The organism is Cognatishimia sp. MH4019, from assembly GCF_020177595.1.
GTDB lineage: Bacteria > Pseudomonadota > Alphaproteobacteria > Rhodobacterales > Rhodobacteraceae > JAHTBL01.
In genome coordinates this window covers 91,555-106,203 of sequence record NZ_JAHTBL010000001.1, presented here as the reverse complement: position 1 = coordinate 106,203, position 14,649 = coordinate 91,555, and the positions used below count along the sequence as shown (strand labels likewise).

Here is a 14,649-nt window from a genome sequence, read left to right as displayed (position 1 = left end):
ATACACTTCCTGGCGATGCCCGCCGCCTAGAACGGCACATCATCGGCCATATCGGCGGCCACGACAAACTTCGCGACGACCTTTTTGCTGCCCGCCTTGTCGAACTCGATATCCAGCTTGTCGCCTTCGAGCCCCATGATCGTGCCGTAGCCGAATTTGGTGTGGAACACCCGGTCGCCCGCGGTGTGGGCGCTGACGGCGGTGGCGTCGATAACGATGTTCTTGGACTCAGCGGGTTGAGACATGCCGCGCTGACCTGCGCGTTGCTGCAAGCGGCGCCAGCCGGGGGAGTTGTAGACGTTGGCCTCAGACACGGCTTGGTCCATGGCGGAGGCCGGGGCAGCTGCGCCGTAGCCCCCACCGTAGAGGCCGGGGGGCGTGAGGACATCGACGTGTTCTTCGGGCAATTCGTCGATGAAACGCGAGGGGATCGAGCTTTGCCATTGGCCATAAACGCGGCGGTTGGCGGCGAAGGAAATCGTGCAAACCTCTTCGGCGCGGGTGATGCCGACATAGGCGAGGCGGCGTTCTTCTTCCAAGCCCTTGAGGCCGGATTCATCCATGGAGCGTTGGGACGGGAAGAGGCCGTCTTCCCAGCCGGGTAGGAACACAGCGGGAAATTCGAGACCCTTGGCGGCATGGAGCGTCATGATGGAGACCTTTGGCTCTTCGGCGTCGGATTCGTTGTCCATGATCAGGCTGACATGTTCGAGGAAGCCTTGCAGGTTCTCGAACCCTTCGAGCGCTTTGACGAGTTCCTTGAGGTTTTCAAGGCGTCCGGGCGCTTCGGGGGTTTTGTCGTTTTGCCAATGGCCCGTGTAGCCGCTGTCGTCGAGGATGATCTCGGCGGTTTCAATATGGCTTTGCTTTTCATCGCGGACCATGGCGGCCCAGCGGTCGATGCCGTCGACGAGTTTGGCCAGTTCGGTGCCGCCCTTGCCGCCCAAGCCCTTCGTGGCGACCAGAAGGCGCGCGCCTTCGTGCAGCGACACCCCGTTGGAGCGCGCCATCATCTGGATTTTCTGCTGGGCTTTGTCGCCGAGGCCCCGCTTGGGCGTGTTCACGATCCGCTCGAACGCAAGGTCGTCGGCGGGGGAAACGGCGAGGCGGAAGTAAGCCATCGCGTCGCGGATCTCCATCCGTTCGTAAAAGCGCGGGCCGCCGATGACGCGGTAGGGCAGGCCGATGGTCAGGAAGCGGTCTTCAAAGGCGCGCATCTGGTGGGAGGCGCGGACGAGAATGGCGATTTGGTCGAGGTTGTAGGGGTCAAGGCCGCGGGTACCCGATTGCATCGCCTCAATCTCGTCACCGACCCAGCGGGCTTCCTCATCCCCGTCCCAATGACCGATCAGGCGGACCTTTTCGCCGTGTTCCTCGGCGGTCCAGAGGGTCTTGCCGAGGCGACCCTTGTTGGCGGCGATCACGCCGGAGGCGGCGGCGAGGATGTGAGGGGTGGAGCGGTAATTTTGCTCAAGGCGGACGACATGGGCGCCGGGGAAATCTTTTTCAAACCGCAGGATGTTGCCGACCTCAGCCCCGCGCCATCCGTAGATGGATTGGTCATCATCACCGACGCAGCAGATGTTCTTGTGACTATCAGCGAGCAGGCGCAGCCAGAGGTATTGGGCGACGTTGGTATCCTGGTATTCGTCCACGAGGATGTAGCGGAACCAGCGGCGGTATTGGTCGAGAACGTCCTGATTTTGCTGGAAGATCGTCACCATGTGGAGCAGCAGGTCTCCGAAATCACATGCGTTTAGCTGGATCAAGCGCGCTTGATACTGCGCGTATAGCTCAACAGCTTTGCCGTCGAACGCATTGCTTTCGGCGGCGGGGACGTTTTCGGGCGTCCAGGCGCGGTTTTTCCAGCCGTCGATGATGCCCGCAAGCATCCTTGCGGGCCAGCGTTTGTCGTCGATGTTAGCGGCCGCAAGGAGTTGTTTCAGGAGCCTGATCTGGTCGTCAGTATCGAGGATTGTGAAGTTGGATTTGAGATGCGGAGACGCGCGTCTAACAACAGTATAGCTTGGCGTCGCAGTCTCTGAGGTAGGAGTTCTGAGCGGGGGGCCCAACTCTTCCTGTGCACTCAATGGCTCATCGTCAATTAATTCCTCAACCTCGGCCTCACCGCCACCGTCACCGTCACCGCTTTGAGTATACGAAACGACCGACCCGTCTACGGGGATCAATTCCGCATGACGGCGCAGCAGTTTCACACAGATCGCGTGGAAAGTGCCGAGCCAGGGCATGCCTTCGATGTCCTGATTGAGCGTGCGGGCGACGCGGAGTTTCATCTCGCGCGCGGCCTTGTTGGTGAAGGTCACGGCGAGGATTTCGTTGGGCCGCGCGGTGCCGGTCATCAGCAGATGCGCGATGCGGGTGGTGAGCGCTTTGGTCTTGCCGGTGCCTGCGCCCGCGAGCATGAGGACGGGGCCATCGAGTTTCTCGACCGCTTCGCGTTGGGCGGGGTTGAGGTCTTCGAGATAGGGCGCGCCGCGCGCTTGCATGGCGCGTTGGGATAGCGGGACGGCGGCCTCGAAGGCGTCGTTTTCGTCGAAAGTGCTCATGCAAGGGAAGGTAGCGCGGTTTGGGTGCGAGGGAAAGAGGGTGTTCGCGGTCTGTTCCAGGGCAATTGCATAGCAAATGCCCACCGATAGGGGATTGCCTGCAATCGCCGTAAGGTCGATGGAGGCTATCCGCGTAAAAACGCTTTGGGATCAGCCGATTGCGCGGTAATTCAAGCCTATGGATCTGCACTCACACTACCCTGCCCTGTCTGACGTCAAAGCCCGCGCGCGGCGACGTATTCCACATTTTGTCTGGGAATATCTGGACAGTGCCACAGGCAATGAGCGGACATTGGCGCGCAATCGCACGGCATTGGACCGGGTGCTGTTTGAACCAGCTGTGTTGCAGGGGCCGGTGGCTCCGGATTTGTCATGCAGCCTGATGGGGCGCGACTATGCCGTGCCGATCGGGATTTCGCCCGTCGGCATGTCGGGTTTGATCTGGCCGGATGCGGAGCGGTTGCTGGCGCGGTATGCGGCGGAAGCGGGCTTGCCGTATGGGATGTCGACGGTGGCCAGCCAGACGCCTGAATATGTGGGGCCATGTGCGGGGGATCAGGGGTGGTTTCAGCTCTATCCACCTGCGGAGCCGGAGATCCGCGATGACATGCTGCGGCGTGCCAAGGATGCGGGGTTTCATACGCTCATTCTAACGGTCGATGTGCCGGGGCCGTCGCGCAGGGAGCGGCAAACGCGGGGCGGGCTGGTGCAGCCTCCGGTGCTGCGGGGCAAGATGATTGCGCAGGCGGCAATGTGCCCGGCGTGGAGCGTGGGGACGCTGCGCCACGGGATGCCGCGGCTGCGGTTTATCGACAGTTACATGAAGCCCGGTGGGTTGCTGCCGTCAAATGCGCATGCGGGGTATCTGCTGCGGACCTCTCCGGATTGGGCGTATTTGCAGGCGTTGCGGGAGGCGTGGGACGGGCCTTTGGTTGTGAAAGGTATTTTGCGGGCCGAGGATGCGGCAAAGATGGCGGGGGTTGGCGTTGATGCGGTGTGGGTGTCGAACCATGCGGGGCGGCAGTTTGATGCGGCTCCGGCGACGATTGAAGCTTTGCCGGGGGTGCGCGCGGCGACTGACCTGCCGGTGATTTTCGACAGTGGGGTCGAAGGCGGGCTGGACGTGATGCGGGCGCTGGCCTTGGGCGCGGATTTTGTCATGCTGGGGCGGGCCTGGCATTACGGACTGGCGGCGTTCGGGGCGAAAGGGTTGGCCCATGTGGCCGAGATTTTCGAGAAAGACCTGATCGCGAACATGCAGCAGATCGGTGCGCAACGCCTTGCTGATCTGCGCGGGCAAGCTCTGGTTTAGCGCTAAACCACGGGGTCTACCCACTTCTACGCGTTGCTCAGGCTGCCCAAACGTCATAGACGGTGCGGCAATCGTACTTAAGTCAGGGAACCTGCCATGCCCGAGTTCAAGAAAATCCTCATCGCCAACCGTGGGGAGATCGCCATCCGCATCATGCGGGCTGCCAATGAACTGGGGAAACGCACCGTTGCCGTCTACGCCGAAGAAGACAAGCTGAGCCTGCACCGGTTCAAGGCTGATGAGGCCTACCGGATTGGCGAGGGTCTGGGGCCGGTCGCGGCCTATCTGAGCATCGACGAGATCATCCGTGTGGCCAAGCAATGTGGGGCGGATGCGATCCATCCGGGTTATGGCTTGTTGTCGGAGAACCCCGATTTTGTGGATGCCTGCGTCGAGAATGGCATCGCGTTTATCGGCCCGAAGGCCGAGACGATGCGCGCGCTTGGCGATAAGGCCTCTGCACGACGCGTGGCAATCGAGGCGGGTGTTCCAGTGATCCCGGCCACGGAAGTTCTGGGCGACGACATGGACGCCATCAAGAAAGAGGCCGCCGAGGTCGGCTATCCGCTGATGCTGAAAGCGTCCTGGGGTGGCGGTGGGCGCGGGATGCGTCCGATTTTCAACGAAGACGAGTTGGAAGAGAAGGTCCTTGAGGGCCGTCGCGAGGCCGAGGCCGCGTTCGGCAATGGCGAGGGCTATCTGGAAAAGATGATCACCCGTGCCCGGCACGTGGAAGTGCAGATTCTGGGCGATAAAGAGGGCAATATTTACCATCTTTACGAGCGCGATTGCTCGGTCCAGCGGCGCAACCAGAAAGTCGTGGAACGCGCCCCTGCCCCGTATCTGAGCGGCACCCAGCGCGAGCAGATTTGTAATCTGGGCAAGAAGATTTGCCAGCATGTGAATTATGAGTGTGCGGGCACGGTCGAGTTCCTGATGGATATGAACTCGGGCGAGTTTTACTTCATCGAGGTGAACCCACGTGTGCAGGTCGAGCATACGGTGACCGAGGAAGTCACGGGCATTGATATCGTGCGCGCGCAGATCCTGATTGCCGAGGGCAAATCGCTGGTGAATGCCACCGGCACGGCCTCGCAATATGATGTGAAGCTGGACGGGCATGCGATCCAGTGTCGGGTCACAACCGAAGACCCGCTGAACAACTTCATCCCCGATTATGGCCGGATCACGGCGTATCGGGGTGCTACCGGCATGGGCATTCGTCTGGATGGCGGCACGGCTTATTCAGGCGCTGTGATTACGCGGTATTACGACTCGCTTTTGGAGAAGGTGACGGCTTGGGCTCCAACCCCAGAGGCCGCGATTGCGCGGATGGACCGGGCCTTGCGGGAGTTCCGTATTCGCGGGGTCAGCACCAATATCGCCTTTGTCGAGAACCTGTTGAAGCACCCGACTTTCCTTAACAATGAATACACCACGAAATTCATCGACGAGACGCCGGACCTGTTCCAGTTCAAGAAGCGGCGCGACCGGGCGACGAAAATCCTGACCTATATCGCGGATATCTCGGTGAACGGGCATCCCGAGACCGAAGGGCGGGCCATGCCATCGGCCGAGGCGAAAGCGCCGAAACCGCCTGTGTCGTATGTGGAAAACCCCGCCCCCGGCACGCGCACGTTGTTGGAGGCCGAGGGGCCGCAGGCCGTCGCGGACTGGATGGCCGCGCAGAAGCAGTTGCTGATTACGGATACGACGATGCGCGACGGGCATCAGTCGCTTCTGGCGACGCGGATGCGGTCGATTGATATGATCCGGGTTGCACCGAGCTATGCGGCGAATATCCCGCAGCTTTTCAGCGTCGAATGCTGGGGTGGTGCCACGTTTGATGTGGCGTATCGTTTCTTGCAGGAATGCCCGTGGCAACGGCTGCGTGATATCCGTGCGGCGATGCCGAATGTCATGACGCAGATGCTTTTGCGCGCCTCGAACGGGGTTGGATATACGAACTACCCGGACAACGTCGTGCAGTTTTTCGTCAAACAGGCCGCCGAGACCGGTGTCGATGTATTCCGCGTCTTCGACAGCCTGAACTGGGTCGAGAATATGCGCGTTGCGATGGATGCGGTGATTGACGCGGGCAAGGTCTGCGAAGGCACGATTTGCTACACAGGCGACATGCTGGACCCCGCGCGGGCCAAGTATGACCTGAAATACTATGTCGGCATGGCCAAGGAGTTGAAGAAGGCCGGCGCGCATGTGCTGGGCCTCAAGGACATGGCCGGTTTGATGAAACCGGCGACGGCCTCGGTTCTGGTTAAGGCGTTGAAAGAAGAGGTCGGTTTACCGATCCACTTCCACACCCATGACACGGCTGGCGTGGCGTGTGGGACGATCCTTGCGGCCTCGGAAGCGGGTGTGGATGCGGTGGATTGCGCGATGGATGCGCTGTCGGGGAATACGTCCCAGGCGACGCTGGGCACGGTTGTGGAATCTCTGCGCCATACAGAGCGCGATACCGGGATTGATCCGGGCGCAGTGCGTCAGATCAGCGATTATTGGGAGGCCGTGCGCGCACAATATGCGGCGTTTGAGACGGGGCAGCAGGCCCCCTCCTCCGAAGTTTATCTGCACGAGATGCCCGGTGGGCAGTTTACGAATTTGAAAGCTCAGGCCCGTAGTCTGGGGTTGGAAGATCGTTGGCACGAGGTCGCACAGACCTATGCGGATGTGAACCAGATGTTCGGCGATATCGTGAAGGTGACACCTTCGTCCAAGGTCGTGGGCGATATGGCTTTGATGATGGTGTCTCAGGGTTTGACACGCGGTCAGGTGGAGGACCCGAAGACGGATGTGGCCTTCCCCGACAGCGTCGTGGACATGATGCGCGGTAATCTGGGCCAGCCTCCGGGCGGGTTTCCGAAGGGGATCGTGTCGAAGGTGCTGAAAGGCGAGAAGCCGGATACGGAGCGTCCGGGCAAGCATCTGGAGCCGGTGGATTTGAAGAAGATCCGCGCCAAGGTGCAAAAGGAGCTGGATGGCAAGCCTGTCGATGACGAGGATCTGAACGGGTATCTGATGTATCCGAAGGTGTTTCTGGATTACATGGGGCGCCATCGGACCTACGGACCGGTACGGACGTTGCCAACATTGACGTTCTTTTACGGGATGACGCCCGGCGAAGAGATCACAGCCGAGATTGATCCCGGCAAGACGCTGGAAATTCGCCTGCAAGCCATTGGCGAGACCAATGAAGACGGTGATGTGAAGTGTTTCTTTGAGCTGAACGGTCAGCCGCGGGTGATCCGTGTGCCGAACCGGATGGTCAAGGCGACAACGGCGGCGCGGCCCAAGGCGATTGAGGGTGACCCGAACCATATCGGCGCGCCGATGCCGGGGGTTGTGGCCTCTGTCGCGGCGATGGTTGGCATGGAGGTCAAGGAAGGCGATCTGCTGCTGACGATTGAAGCGATGAAGATGGAGACGGGCATTCATGCCGAGCGTGATGCGGTCGTGAAGGCGGTGCATGTGCAGGCCGGTGGGCAGATCGACGCCAAGGACTTGCTGGTGGAGTTCGAGTAAATGTTGGGGATCACGGCTCTTTATGCGGGACTGATTGCGCTGGTCTTCCTGGTGCTTTCGTTTCGCGTGATCGGGTATCGGCGGAGCAATCAGATCGGGCTCGGCGATGCGGGCGACAAGAGCCTGCTGAAACGCATACGCGCGCAGGCCAATTGCGCGGAGTATGCACCGATCGGGCTGATCTTGCTGGCTTTGGTAGAGGCCCAAGGCGCGCCCGGATGGGTCGTGCATGGTTTGGGGATCACGCTGCTTTTGGGTCGCGTTGCTCATGCTTATGGGTTTTCTGCAAGCCCGCCTGTGATGAACTTGCGCGTGGCTGGCGTGTTGCTGACCACGGGCATGATCGCTTTGAGCGCCATTGGCCTGATCGCGCATGCCTTGGTGTGACTTTTTTCCGTTTCGCTGAATTTTTCCCTTGCAGGCACGGGCTGCAGTTTATAAATCCGCCCTACCCAAGGAAGCGGGCGTAGCTCAGGGGTAGAGCATAACCTTGCCAAGGTTAGGGTCGGGCGTTCGAATCGCCTCGCCCGCTCCAATTAAAAAGGCCTCCTCGGAAACGAGGGGGCTTTTTTAATGCGTACTGCTCGGCAGATGTATGTCTGAAAGACATCACCAAGAGCGGCTGTCGGGTTTTTCAAAGGCTTAGCGCCGCACTGCGTGTGTCGCCGTGCTGGGGCTCTGCCCCAGACCCCGGGATATTTGGAAAAAGCGAAGGATTAGCGGGGGAGCCAGGTGAGGCCCGCATCAGTTGTGGCTCGTGGCTTGTATTCGGCACCAATGGGACGATCATAACCCAGCGCGTCAAGATGAGCGAAGAGGTACTGGTGATCCAGCTCACCATGGTCAGGCTCGGCGCGGTCGGGGACCGAGGCGATCTGGATGTGGCCAATGATCGGCATCAGATCGGTGAGGCGGCGGGTGATGTCGCCTTCCATGATTTGCAGATGATAACAGTCGAACATCAGCTTGAGGTTGGGCTGACCGACGGCCTCGATGATGGTCTTGGCGTGACTGCTGGTGCTGAGGAAATAGCCGGGGGCGTCACGGTGGTTGAGCGGCTCGATCAGGATCGTGATGCCGTGGGGTGCGGCTTGCATGCAGGCATATTGCAAGTTCGCTTTGAAGGTCGCTTCGGCTTGCGGACCTTTTGCGAAACCGGCCATTACGTGGATGTTCGGTGTGCCGATCCGGAGGGCATAGGTGATGGCCTCATCAATTGCGGCGCGGGCATCGGTTTCGCGCAGCGGCAGTGCGGAGAGGCCGTTTTCGCCTGCGTGACCGCGCGATGTGTTCAGGCCCAGCATCGTCAAGCCTGTCTGCTCCAATGCGGCATCAATCGCAGCGGGATCGGTGTCGTAGGGCCAGTGGCATTCAACAGCGTCAAAGCCGGCTTTATGGGCCGCGCGGATGGCGTCGGGGAGGGTCAGTTCTGTCCAGAGGAAGCCGAGATTGGCGGAGAATTTAGGCATGCTCAGTCCTCCCACTCGACATTGAAGTTGCGGACAAGCCCTTGGATTTGTGCTTGGTTTAGCATGTTGGGGGACAGACCGCGGGTCATCAGGGTGAGCTTTGCGGTCTCTTCCAGTTCTTCCATGGCGTAGCAGGCGGCCTCCACATCCTTGCCCGCGACGACGGGGCCGTGATGGGCCAGAACGACTGCAGCGCGCTTGCCTGCGAGGCCGCGCACGGCCTGCCCCATCGCAGGATCGCCGGGCATGAAGTAAGGCAGTAGTTTGACCTTTCCGAGCCGCATGATGCCGTAGGCGGTGATGGGCGGCAGCATGTTGTCGGGGTCGGTGTCCGGCAGCATGGAGAGGGCTGTGGCATGGCAGGAATGCAGGTGCACGACGGCGCCGGTCTTGTCGCCGCGCGTGTCGTAGAAGGCTGTGTGCAGGGGAACCTCTTTCGTGGGGGCGTCGCCTTCGACATGGGTTGTGCCATCAAGGACCGACAGGCGCGCGGGGTCAAGGCGCCCGAAACAGGAACCGGTGGGTGTGACGAGCAGGCGGCCATCGGAGATGCGGGCGGAGATATTGCCGGAACTGCCCATCGTCAGGCCCCGATCAAACATGGATTTGGCGAGGATGCAGATATCCTCGCGCAGCTTGTTGTCGGCTTTTGTGTCGGCGGTCATAGGGCCTCCAGAGCATCTTGGAAGAAGGTTTCCGCGCCGAAATTGCCGGATTTGAGCGTCAGCGCGATGGGGTGGCCTGCGCTGGCGGCGAAAGTCCAAGGGACACCGGGGGCAATCTCGGGACCGATGGCGAGACGGGAGACTTGTAGGGCTTGGGTGACGGCACCCGAGGTCTCGCCACCCGCGACGATGAAGCGGCGGTGGCCGGTCTTTAGGGCTTCTTGCGCGAGGGTCGCGAGGGTGTCTTCGATGAGCTGGCCTGCGGCGGCGGTGCCGAGCTTGGCTTGGGCAGCTTTGACGGACGCCGGATCGGCGGTGGCGTAAAGAAGTTTGGGCATGCCAGTAGGCTGCTGGAGGAGCCACTCTATGGCAGCTTGTGGGCCATTCTCAGCGATGTCCAGCGGATCAAGGCGATGCTTTTCGCCTGTGAAAGCAGCGACCTGGGCGTTGGTCATGGCCGAACAGGAGCCGGAGAGAATGACCGGCGTGTTGTCGATTTGCGGGGCTTTGAAGGGGGCTGCGTTCTCAAGCGTGCCGTCTTGTTGGAAAAGCGCGGGGAGCGGCATGGCGACGGCGCTTCCGCCGGTGAGAAGTGGCATGTCGCGGCAGGCTTCCGCGATGATGTGCAGGTCGTCATTGGCAACGGCGTCGGTGATGACATGGGCGACGCCTTGGGCCTTGAGATCGGCAAGGCGGTCGCGGAGGGCTTGAGCGCCCGCCGCGACGGTCAGGCGATTGGCGAGGCCGACGGGTTTGCTTACTTGAGGGGCCAGCAGACGCATGAGATTGCTGTCGCGCATGGGGGTCAGCGGGTGATCCTTCATCGGGCTTTCGGCAAGAGGATCTTCGCCCATAAAGAGGTTTCCCATGAAGATACTGCGGCCATTTTCGGGAAATGCAGGACAATAGATCGTTTGATCGGTGCCGAGGGCGTCCATCAGTGCCTCGGACACGGGGCCGATATTGCCCTGCGCCGTGCTGTCGAAGGTGGAACAGTATTTCCAGAAAATTTGCGCAGCCCCCCCTGCCCTGAGCCAGTCAAGCGCTTGGAGGGATTGGGCCACGGCATCCTCCACCGGGTTGGTGCGGATTTTCAGCGCGATAACCTCGAACGGGGCGAGATCGGTGGTCTTTTCAGGGGTGCCGATGCGCAAAGAGACGGGCAAGCCGGACCGGGCAAGAAGACCGGCCAGGTCAGTGGCTCCGGTGAAGTCGTCTGCGATGCAGCCCAGGCGGATGGTCATGGTTTGTCTCCCTGTCGCGCACCTTGCCGTGGATGGGCCGCGAAGGGTAGCCCCGATTTGCAGGCGGGCAATTGGGTAACATCGCGGCCCGCTTGGAAAAATCGCGGGTTTTCGGAGGCGTGATCGCTGCGTATAAGGCCGCCAAAGGAGAGCGGATATGCGGACAGCGAGCGTCAGCCGGAACACAGCCGAGACCCAGATTACCGTTGAGATTAATCTTGACGGAACAGGGGCTTACGACAACCAGACGGGGGTCGGGTTCTTTGATCATATGCTGGATCAGCTTGCACGCCATTCGTTGATGGACATGACCGTGCGCGCCAAGGGTGATCTGCATATTGATGATCACCACACGGTTGAGGATACGGGCATCGCTTTGGGTCAGGCCTTGGCTGAGGCGCTTGGCGACAAGCGCGGAATCGTGCGCTATGGCGCCTGTCTTTTGCCGATGGATGATGCGCTGGTTCGGGCGGCGCTGGACCTGTCGGCACGGCCTTTCCTGGTGTGGAATGTCGAGATGCCGACAGCGAAGATCGGGACATTTGATACCGAGTTGGTGCGCGAGTTCTTTCAGGCGTTTGCGACCCATGGCGGGATCACGCTGCACGTCGATCAGCTGCATGGGCTGAATTCGCACCACATCGCAGAGGCGGCGTTCAAGGCGGTGGCCCGCGCGCTGCGCGATGCGTTGGAGACGGACCCGCGCAAGGCGGATGCGATCCCGTCGACCAAAGGGGCGTTGTAAGCGGTGCTGACCGTTCTGATTGACTACGACAGCGGCAATTTGCACTCGGCTGAGAAGGCGTTTCAGCGGATGGCGGCGGAAGTGGGCGGGGGCGAGGTTATTGTCACCGACCGCCCCGACGACGTGGCGCGTGCGGACCGGATTGTGCTGCCGGGCGATGGGGCGTTTCCGGCGTGCCGCGAGGCCTTGATGGCGCGGGACGGGCTGTTTGAGGCGATCCGCGAGGGGGCTGTGGAGCGTGCAAAACCCTTTATGGGGATTTGCGTTGGCATGCAGATGATGGCCACGGTCGGGCGCGAATATCGCGACACGGACGGGTTTGGCTGGGTTGCGGGCGAGGTTGTGAAGATCACGCCGTCAGATGCGTCTTTGAAAGTGCCGCATATGGGGTGGAACAACTTGGTACTGGAGGCTCAGCATCCGGTTCTGGAGGGCGTTGAGACAGGCGATCACGCCTACTTTGTCCACTCTTATCATATGGTTGTCGAGCAAAGCTCAAGTCGTTTGGCGCATGTGGACTATGGCGGCGATGTCACCGCGATCGTGGCCACGCAGAATATGATCGGTCTGCAGTTTCACCCGGAGAAAAGCCAGGAGGCTGGTCTCCGGATGATTGCGAATTTCCTGACTTGGAAACCGTAGCTTAGTTCACGCGGGTCCAGGTTTGGCCGCGGCAGATGCCCAGAACGCAGCCTTCGACCTTCAGTGAATTGCCCGACAGGTTCATCTTGGAATTGTAAGTCTTGTCGCGGTCCGGAGCCCAGATTCTGCCGCCGGAATAGCTGCCGCCGCCTTTCGCTTTCATGTCCCAGATCATCCGCTTGCCGATATTGTCGGAGGCGATCTCTTGGCCGGAGGCGTTAAAGGCCTTGGCAATAGTGCCACAAATCGCACTGCCGCAGGGGGCAACGGTAACATGACCGTAAGCGCCATCATCACCGGGCTGGGTTTTCCAAGTGCCGGCAACAGGATCGGCGGATGCGGCGCCGGCCAGAAGGCAAGCGGCTGCGATGAGGGTGATGCGTTTCATGTGGTGTCCTCCCTAGACGTTTTGCGCGATGAAAGCGCAAGCCCGCCTGCCCGATCAAGTCTAACGTAGGGTCGCTTTGCATGTGCCGCCGCGTCGTGCCATAGGGTGCGCGACTGCGAAATTGGAGTGCTCTGTGATGATCCTTTACCCTGCGATTGACCTGAAAGACGGGCAAGCCGTGCGCCTTGTCAAAGGCGAGATGGATCAGGCGACGGTATTCAATGACGATCCCGCCGCGCAAGCGATGGCTTTTGTGGAGGCAGGCTGCGAGTGGCTGCATCTTGTTGATCTCAATGGGGCTTTTGCAGGCGAGCCGGTGAACGCAGCCCCGGTCGAGGCGATCTTGGAGCACACGAAAGTGCCCGCGCAACTGGGCGGCGGCATTCGTGATATGGCGACGATTGAGCGCTGGATCGACAAGGGCTTGGCACGGGTGATCCTTGGGACGGTCGCCGTGGAAAACCCCGATCTGGTGCGCGAAGCGGCAACGGCGTTTCCGGGCAAGGTTGCGGTGGGGCTTGATGCCCGCAATGGCATGGTCGCGACACGCGGCTGGGCTGAGGAGACGGATCAAACCGTCACCGATCTGGCGCGCCGGTTCGAGGACGCCGGGATTGCGGCGATCATCTATACCGACATTAACCGCGACGGGGCGATGCAAGGCCCGAATGTCGAAGCGACGGCGGCGCTGGCGCGGGCTGTGTCCATTCCGGTGATTGCGTCGGGCGGTGTATCCTCACTGGCCGATATCGTGGCGCTGCGCGACTGCGGGGCAAACCTGAATGGCGCGATTTCGGGGCGCGCGCTTTATGACGGCGCGCTGGATCTGAAAGAAGCCTTGGCGGCGCTGGCTCCGAGCGCGTAGAAGACGCTCATGTTAAAGACACGCATCATTCCCTGTCTGGACGTCGCCGATGGGCGCGTCGTCAAAGGCGTCAATTTCGTCGATCTGATCGACGCGGGCGACCCGGTGGAAAGCGCCAAGGCTTATGATGCCGCTGGCGCGGATGAGCTGTGTTTTCTGGATATTCACGCCACGCATGAAAACCGCGGCACGATGTTTGATCTGGCAACCCGCACGGCAGAGCAATGCTTTATGCCGCTGACCATCGGCGGCGGCGTGCGCACGCCAGAGGATGTGCGCGACTTGCTGTTGGCGGGGGCGGATAAAGTCTCGTTCAACTCGGCCGCTGTGGCGGACCCCGATGTGGTGGCGCGAGCAGCCGACCGGTTCGGGTCGCAATGCATTGTCGTGGCGATTGATGCGAAAACCGTCAGCCCCGGCAAGTGGGAAATTTTCACCCATGGCGGGCGGCGCGAAACCGGCATTGATGCTGTTGAGTTCGCGAAAACCGTCGTGGCCAAGGGCGCGGGAGAGATCTTGCTGACATCCATGGACCGCGATGGCACACGCGCGGGCTTCAACCTGCCGTTGACGCGGGCCATTTCGGATGCAGTGAGCGTGCCGGTGATCGCCTCGGGCGGTGTGGGCAATCTGGACCATCTGGTCGAAGGCGTGACCGAGGGCGGCGCAAGTGCGGTGCTGGCCGCGTCGATCTTTCATTTCGGCGATTACACGATCCGCGAGGCCAAGGAACATATGGCCGCTGCGGGCATTCCGATGAGGTTGTCATGAGCGTTTTGGAACGGCTGAACGCCACGATTGCGGCCCGGGCGGCAGAGGGTGGTGAGGACAGCTGGACGGCCAAGCTGCTGTCCAAGGGCCCCGAAAAATGCGCCGAGAAATTCGGGGAAGAAGCGGTCGAAGCGATCATCGATGCGGTCAAAGGTGACCGTGCTGCGCTGACGGCAGAGGCGGCAGATGTGCTCTATCACCTGCTGGTCATGCTGCGCGCACGCGACGTCGATCTGGCCGATGTTCTGGCAGAGCTGGAGCGTCGTGAGGGCACCTCAGGTGTCGCTGAAAAAGCGGCGCGCTGACGCGCATTCTTTTTTATCATTTTCGCCTCCGGCGGGGATATTTTTGCCAAAGCGAAGGCCAAATCTTCAATCGCCTTGCATGATTGCGACGGCTCTGGCTTAATTCGTGGCGTGCCTGTTTTGCTCACCATAGGGT

Annotated in this window: 13 protein-coding genes and 1 tRNA gene; 9 read left to right on the top strand and 5 right to left on the bottom strand. The window is 60.9% G+C overall.

Translation table 11 applies throughout. The features are described 5' to 3' along the window. Nucleotides 1-26: 26 nt before the first annotated feature. Entirely contained in the window at nucleotides 27-2,567 is a 2,541-nt protein-coding gene (locus KUW67_RS00465) for an ATP-dependent helicase (protein ID WP_224823301.1), read from the bottom strand. A 178-nt stretch (nucleotides 2,568-2,745) separates the two neighbouring features. On the opposite strand from KUW67_RS00465, the gene KUW67_RS00460 reads away from it, so the two are divergent. The 4 genes from KUW67_RS00460 (at nucleotide 2,746) to KUW67_RS00445 (ending at nucleotide 7,954) form a co-directional block, all read left to right on the top strand. Further along, nucleotides 2,746-3,879 (top strand): alpha-hydroxy acid oxidase, encoded by a 1,134-nt coding sequence (locus KUW67_RS00460; RefSeq protein WP_224823300.1) that lies wholly within the window; start codon nucleotides 2,746-2,748, stop codon nucleotides 3,877-3,879. Between the two features lie 96 nt (nucleotides 3,880-3,975). Further along, the gene (locus KUW67_RS00455; protein ID WP_224823299.1) at nucleotides 3,976-7,419 is read left to right on the top strand and encodes a pyruvate carboxylase; all 3,444 of its coding nucleotides are present in this window, start codon (nucleotides 3,976-3,978) and stop codon (nucleotides 7,417-7,419) included. After that, nucleotides 7,420-7,806 (top strand): MAPEG family protein, encoded by a 387-nt coding sequence (locus tag KUW67_RS00450; RefSeq protein ID WP_224823298.1) that lies wholly within the window; start codon nucleotides 7,420-7,422, stop codon nucleotides 7,804-7,806. 73 nt (nucleotides 7,807-7,879) lie between these two features. Further along, nucleotides 7,880-7,954: transfer RNA gene (locus KUW67_RS00445), tRNA-Gly, on the top strand. A 181-nt stretch (nucleotides 7,955-8,135) separates the two neighbouring features. On the opposite strand, the gene KUW67_RS00440 is transcribed toward KUW67_RS00445, so the two are convergent. Genes KUW67_RS00440 through otnK form a run of 3 tightly spaced genes read right to left on the bottom strand, consistent with a single transcriptional unit; the run spans nucleotide 8,136 to nucleotide 10,797 of the window. Further along, nucleotides 8,136-8,888, bottom strand: coding sequence for a hydroxypyruvate isomerase family protein (locus KUW67_RS00440; RefSeq protein WP_224823297.1), 753 nt, complete (start codon nucleotides 8,886-8,888; stop codon nucleotides 8,136-8,138). Between the two features lie 2 nt (nucleotides 8,889-8,890). Beyond that, a complete protein-coding gene (locus KUW67_RS00435) occupies nucleotides 8,891-9,553 on the bottom strand; it encodes an aldolase (protein WP_224823296.1) in 663 nt (220 codons plus the stop codon). After that, entirely contained in the window at nucleotides 9,550-10,797 is a 1,248-nt protein-coding gene (gene otnK, locus KUW67_RS00430) for a 3-oxo-tetronate kinase (RefSeq protein WP_224823295.1), read from the bottom strand. The genes KUW67_RS00435 and otnK overlap by 4 nt, the downstream gene beginning before the upstream one ends. A 157-nt stretch (nucleotides 10,798-10,954) precedes the next feature. Here otnK and hisB point away from each other — a divergent pair, with 157 nt between their 5' ends. Together hisB and hisH are read left to right on the top strand one after the other, a co-directional pair. Further along, nucleotides 10,955-11,542: an imidazoleglycerol-phosphate dehydratase HisB gene (hisB, locus tag KUW67_RS00425; protein ID WP_224823294.1), complete on the top strand. Its 588-nt coding sequence runs from the start codon at nucleotides 10,955-10,957 to the stop codon at nucleotides 11,540-11,542. 3 nt (nucleotides 11,543-11,545) lie between these two features. After that, on the top strand, nucleotides 11,546-12,184 hold the full coding sequence (hisH, locus tag KUW67_RS00420) for an imidazole glycerol phosphate synthase subunit HisH (protein WP_224823293.1): 639 nt from the start codon (nucleotides 11,546-11,548) through the stop codon (nucleotides 12,182-12,184). A 1-nt stretch (nucleotide 12,185) separates the two neighbouring features. Here hisH and KUW67_RS00415 read toward each other — a convergent pair whose 3' ends face one another. After that, the gene (locus KUW67_RS00415; RefSeq protein ID WP_224823292.1) at nucleotides 12,186-12,572 is read right to left on the bottom strand and encodes a DUF2147 domain-containing protein; all 387 of its coding nucleotides are present in this window, start codon (nucleotides 12,570-12,572) and stop codon (nucleotides 12,186-12,188) included. Nucleotides 12,573-12,708: 136 nt separating this feature from the next. On the opposite strand from KUW67_RS00415, the gene hisA reads away from it, so the two are divergent. From hisA to KUW67_RS00400, 3 genes are read left to right on the top strand one after another with little or no spacing between them, the layout of a single operon-like run. After that, nucleotides 12,709-13,437: a 1-(5-phosphoribosyl)-5-[(5-phosphoribosylamino)methylideneamino]imidazole-4-carboxamide isomerase gene (gene hisA / locus KUW67_RS00410; RefSeq protein WP_224823291.1), complete on the top strand. Its 729-nt coding sequence runs from the start codon at nucleotides 12,709-12,711 to the stop codon at nucleotides 13,435-13,437. Between the two features lie 9 nt (nucleotides 13,438-13,446). Further along, nucleotides 13,447-14,208: an imidazole glycerol phosphate synthase subunit HisF gene (hisF, locus tag KUW67_RS00405; protein ID WP_224823290.1), complete on the top strand. Its 762-nt coding sequence runs from the start codon at nucleotides 13,447-13,449 to the stop codon at nucleotides 14,206-14,208. Continuing rightward, a complete protein-coding gene (locus KUW67_RS00400) occupies nucleotides 14,205-14,513 on the top strand; it encodes a phosphoribosyl-ATP diphosphatase (protein WP_224823289.1) in 309 nt (102 codons plus the stop codon). The genes hisF and KUW67_RS00400 overlap by 4 nt, the downstream gene beginning before the upstream one ends. Nucleotides 14,514-14,649 lie beyond the last annotated feature (136 nt).

Coding starts and splice junctions, on each gene's coding strand:
- KUW67_RS00465 (WP_224823301.1), bottom strand. CDS start 2,567: ATGAGCACTTTCGACGAAAACGACGCCTTCGAGGCCGCCGTCCCGCTA.
- KUW67_RS00460 (WP_224823300.1), top strand. CDS start 2,746: ATGGATCTGCACTCACACTACCCTGCCCTGTCTGACGTCAAAGCCCGC.
- KUW67_RS00455 (WP_224823299.1), top strand. CDS start 3,976: ATGCCCGAGTTCAAGAAAATCCTCATCGCCAACCGTGGGGAGATCGCC.
- KUW67_RS00450 (WP_224823298.1), top strand. CDS start 7,420: ATGTTGGGGATCACGGCTCTTTATGCGGGACTGATTGCGCTGGTCTTC.
- KUW67_RS00440 (WP_224823297.1), bottom strand. CDS start 8,888: ATGCCTAAATTCTCCGCCAATCTCGGCTTCCTCTGGACAGAACTGACC.
- KUW67_RS00435 (WP_224823296.1), bottom strand. CDS start 9,553: ATGACCGCCGACACAAAAGCCGACAACAAGCTGCGCGAGGATATCTGC.
- otnK (WP_224823295.1), bottom strand. CDS start 10,797: ATGACCATCCGCCTGGGCTGCATCGCAGACGACTTCACCGGAGCCACT.
- hisB (WP_224823294.1), top strand. CDS start 10,955: ATGCGGACAGCGAGCGTCAGCCGGAACACAGCCGAGACCCAGATTACC.
- KUW67_RS00415 (WP_224823292.1), bottom strand. CDS start 12,572: ATGAAACGCATCACCCTCATCGCAGCCGCTTGCCTTCTGGCCGGCGCC.
- hisA (WP_224823291.1), top strand. CDS start 12,709: ATGATCCTTTACCCTGCGATTGACCTGAAAGACGGGCAAGCCGTGCGC.
- hisF (WP_224823290.1), top strand. CDS start 13,447: ATGTTAAAGACACGCATCATTCCCTGTCTGGACGTCGCCGATGGGCGC.
- KUW67_RS00400 (WP_224823289.1), top strand. CDS start 14,205: ATGAGCGTTTTGGAACGGCTGAACGCCACGATTGCGGCCCGGGCGGCA.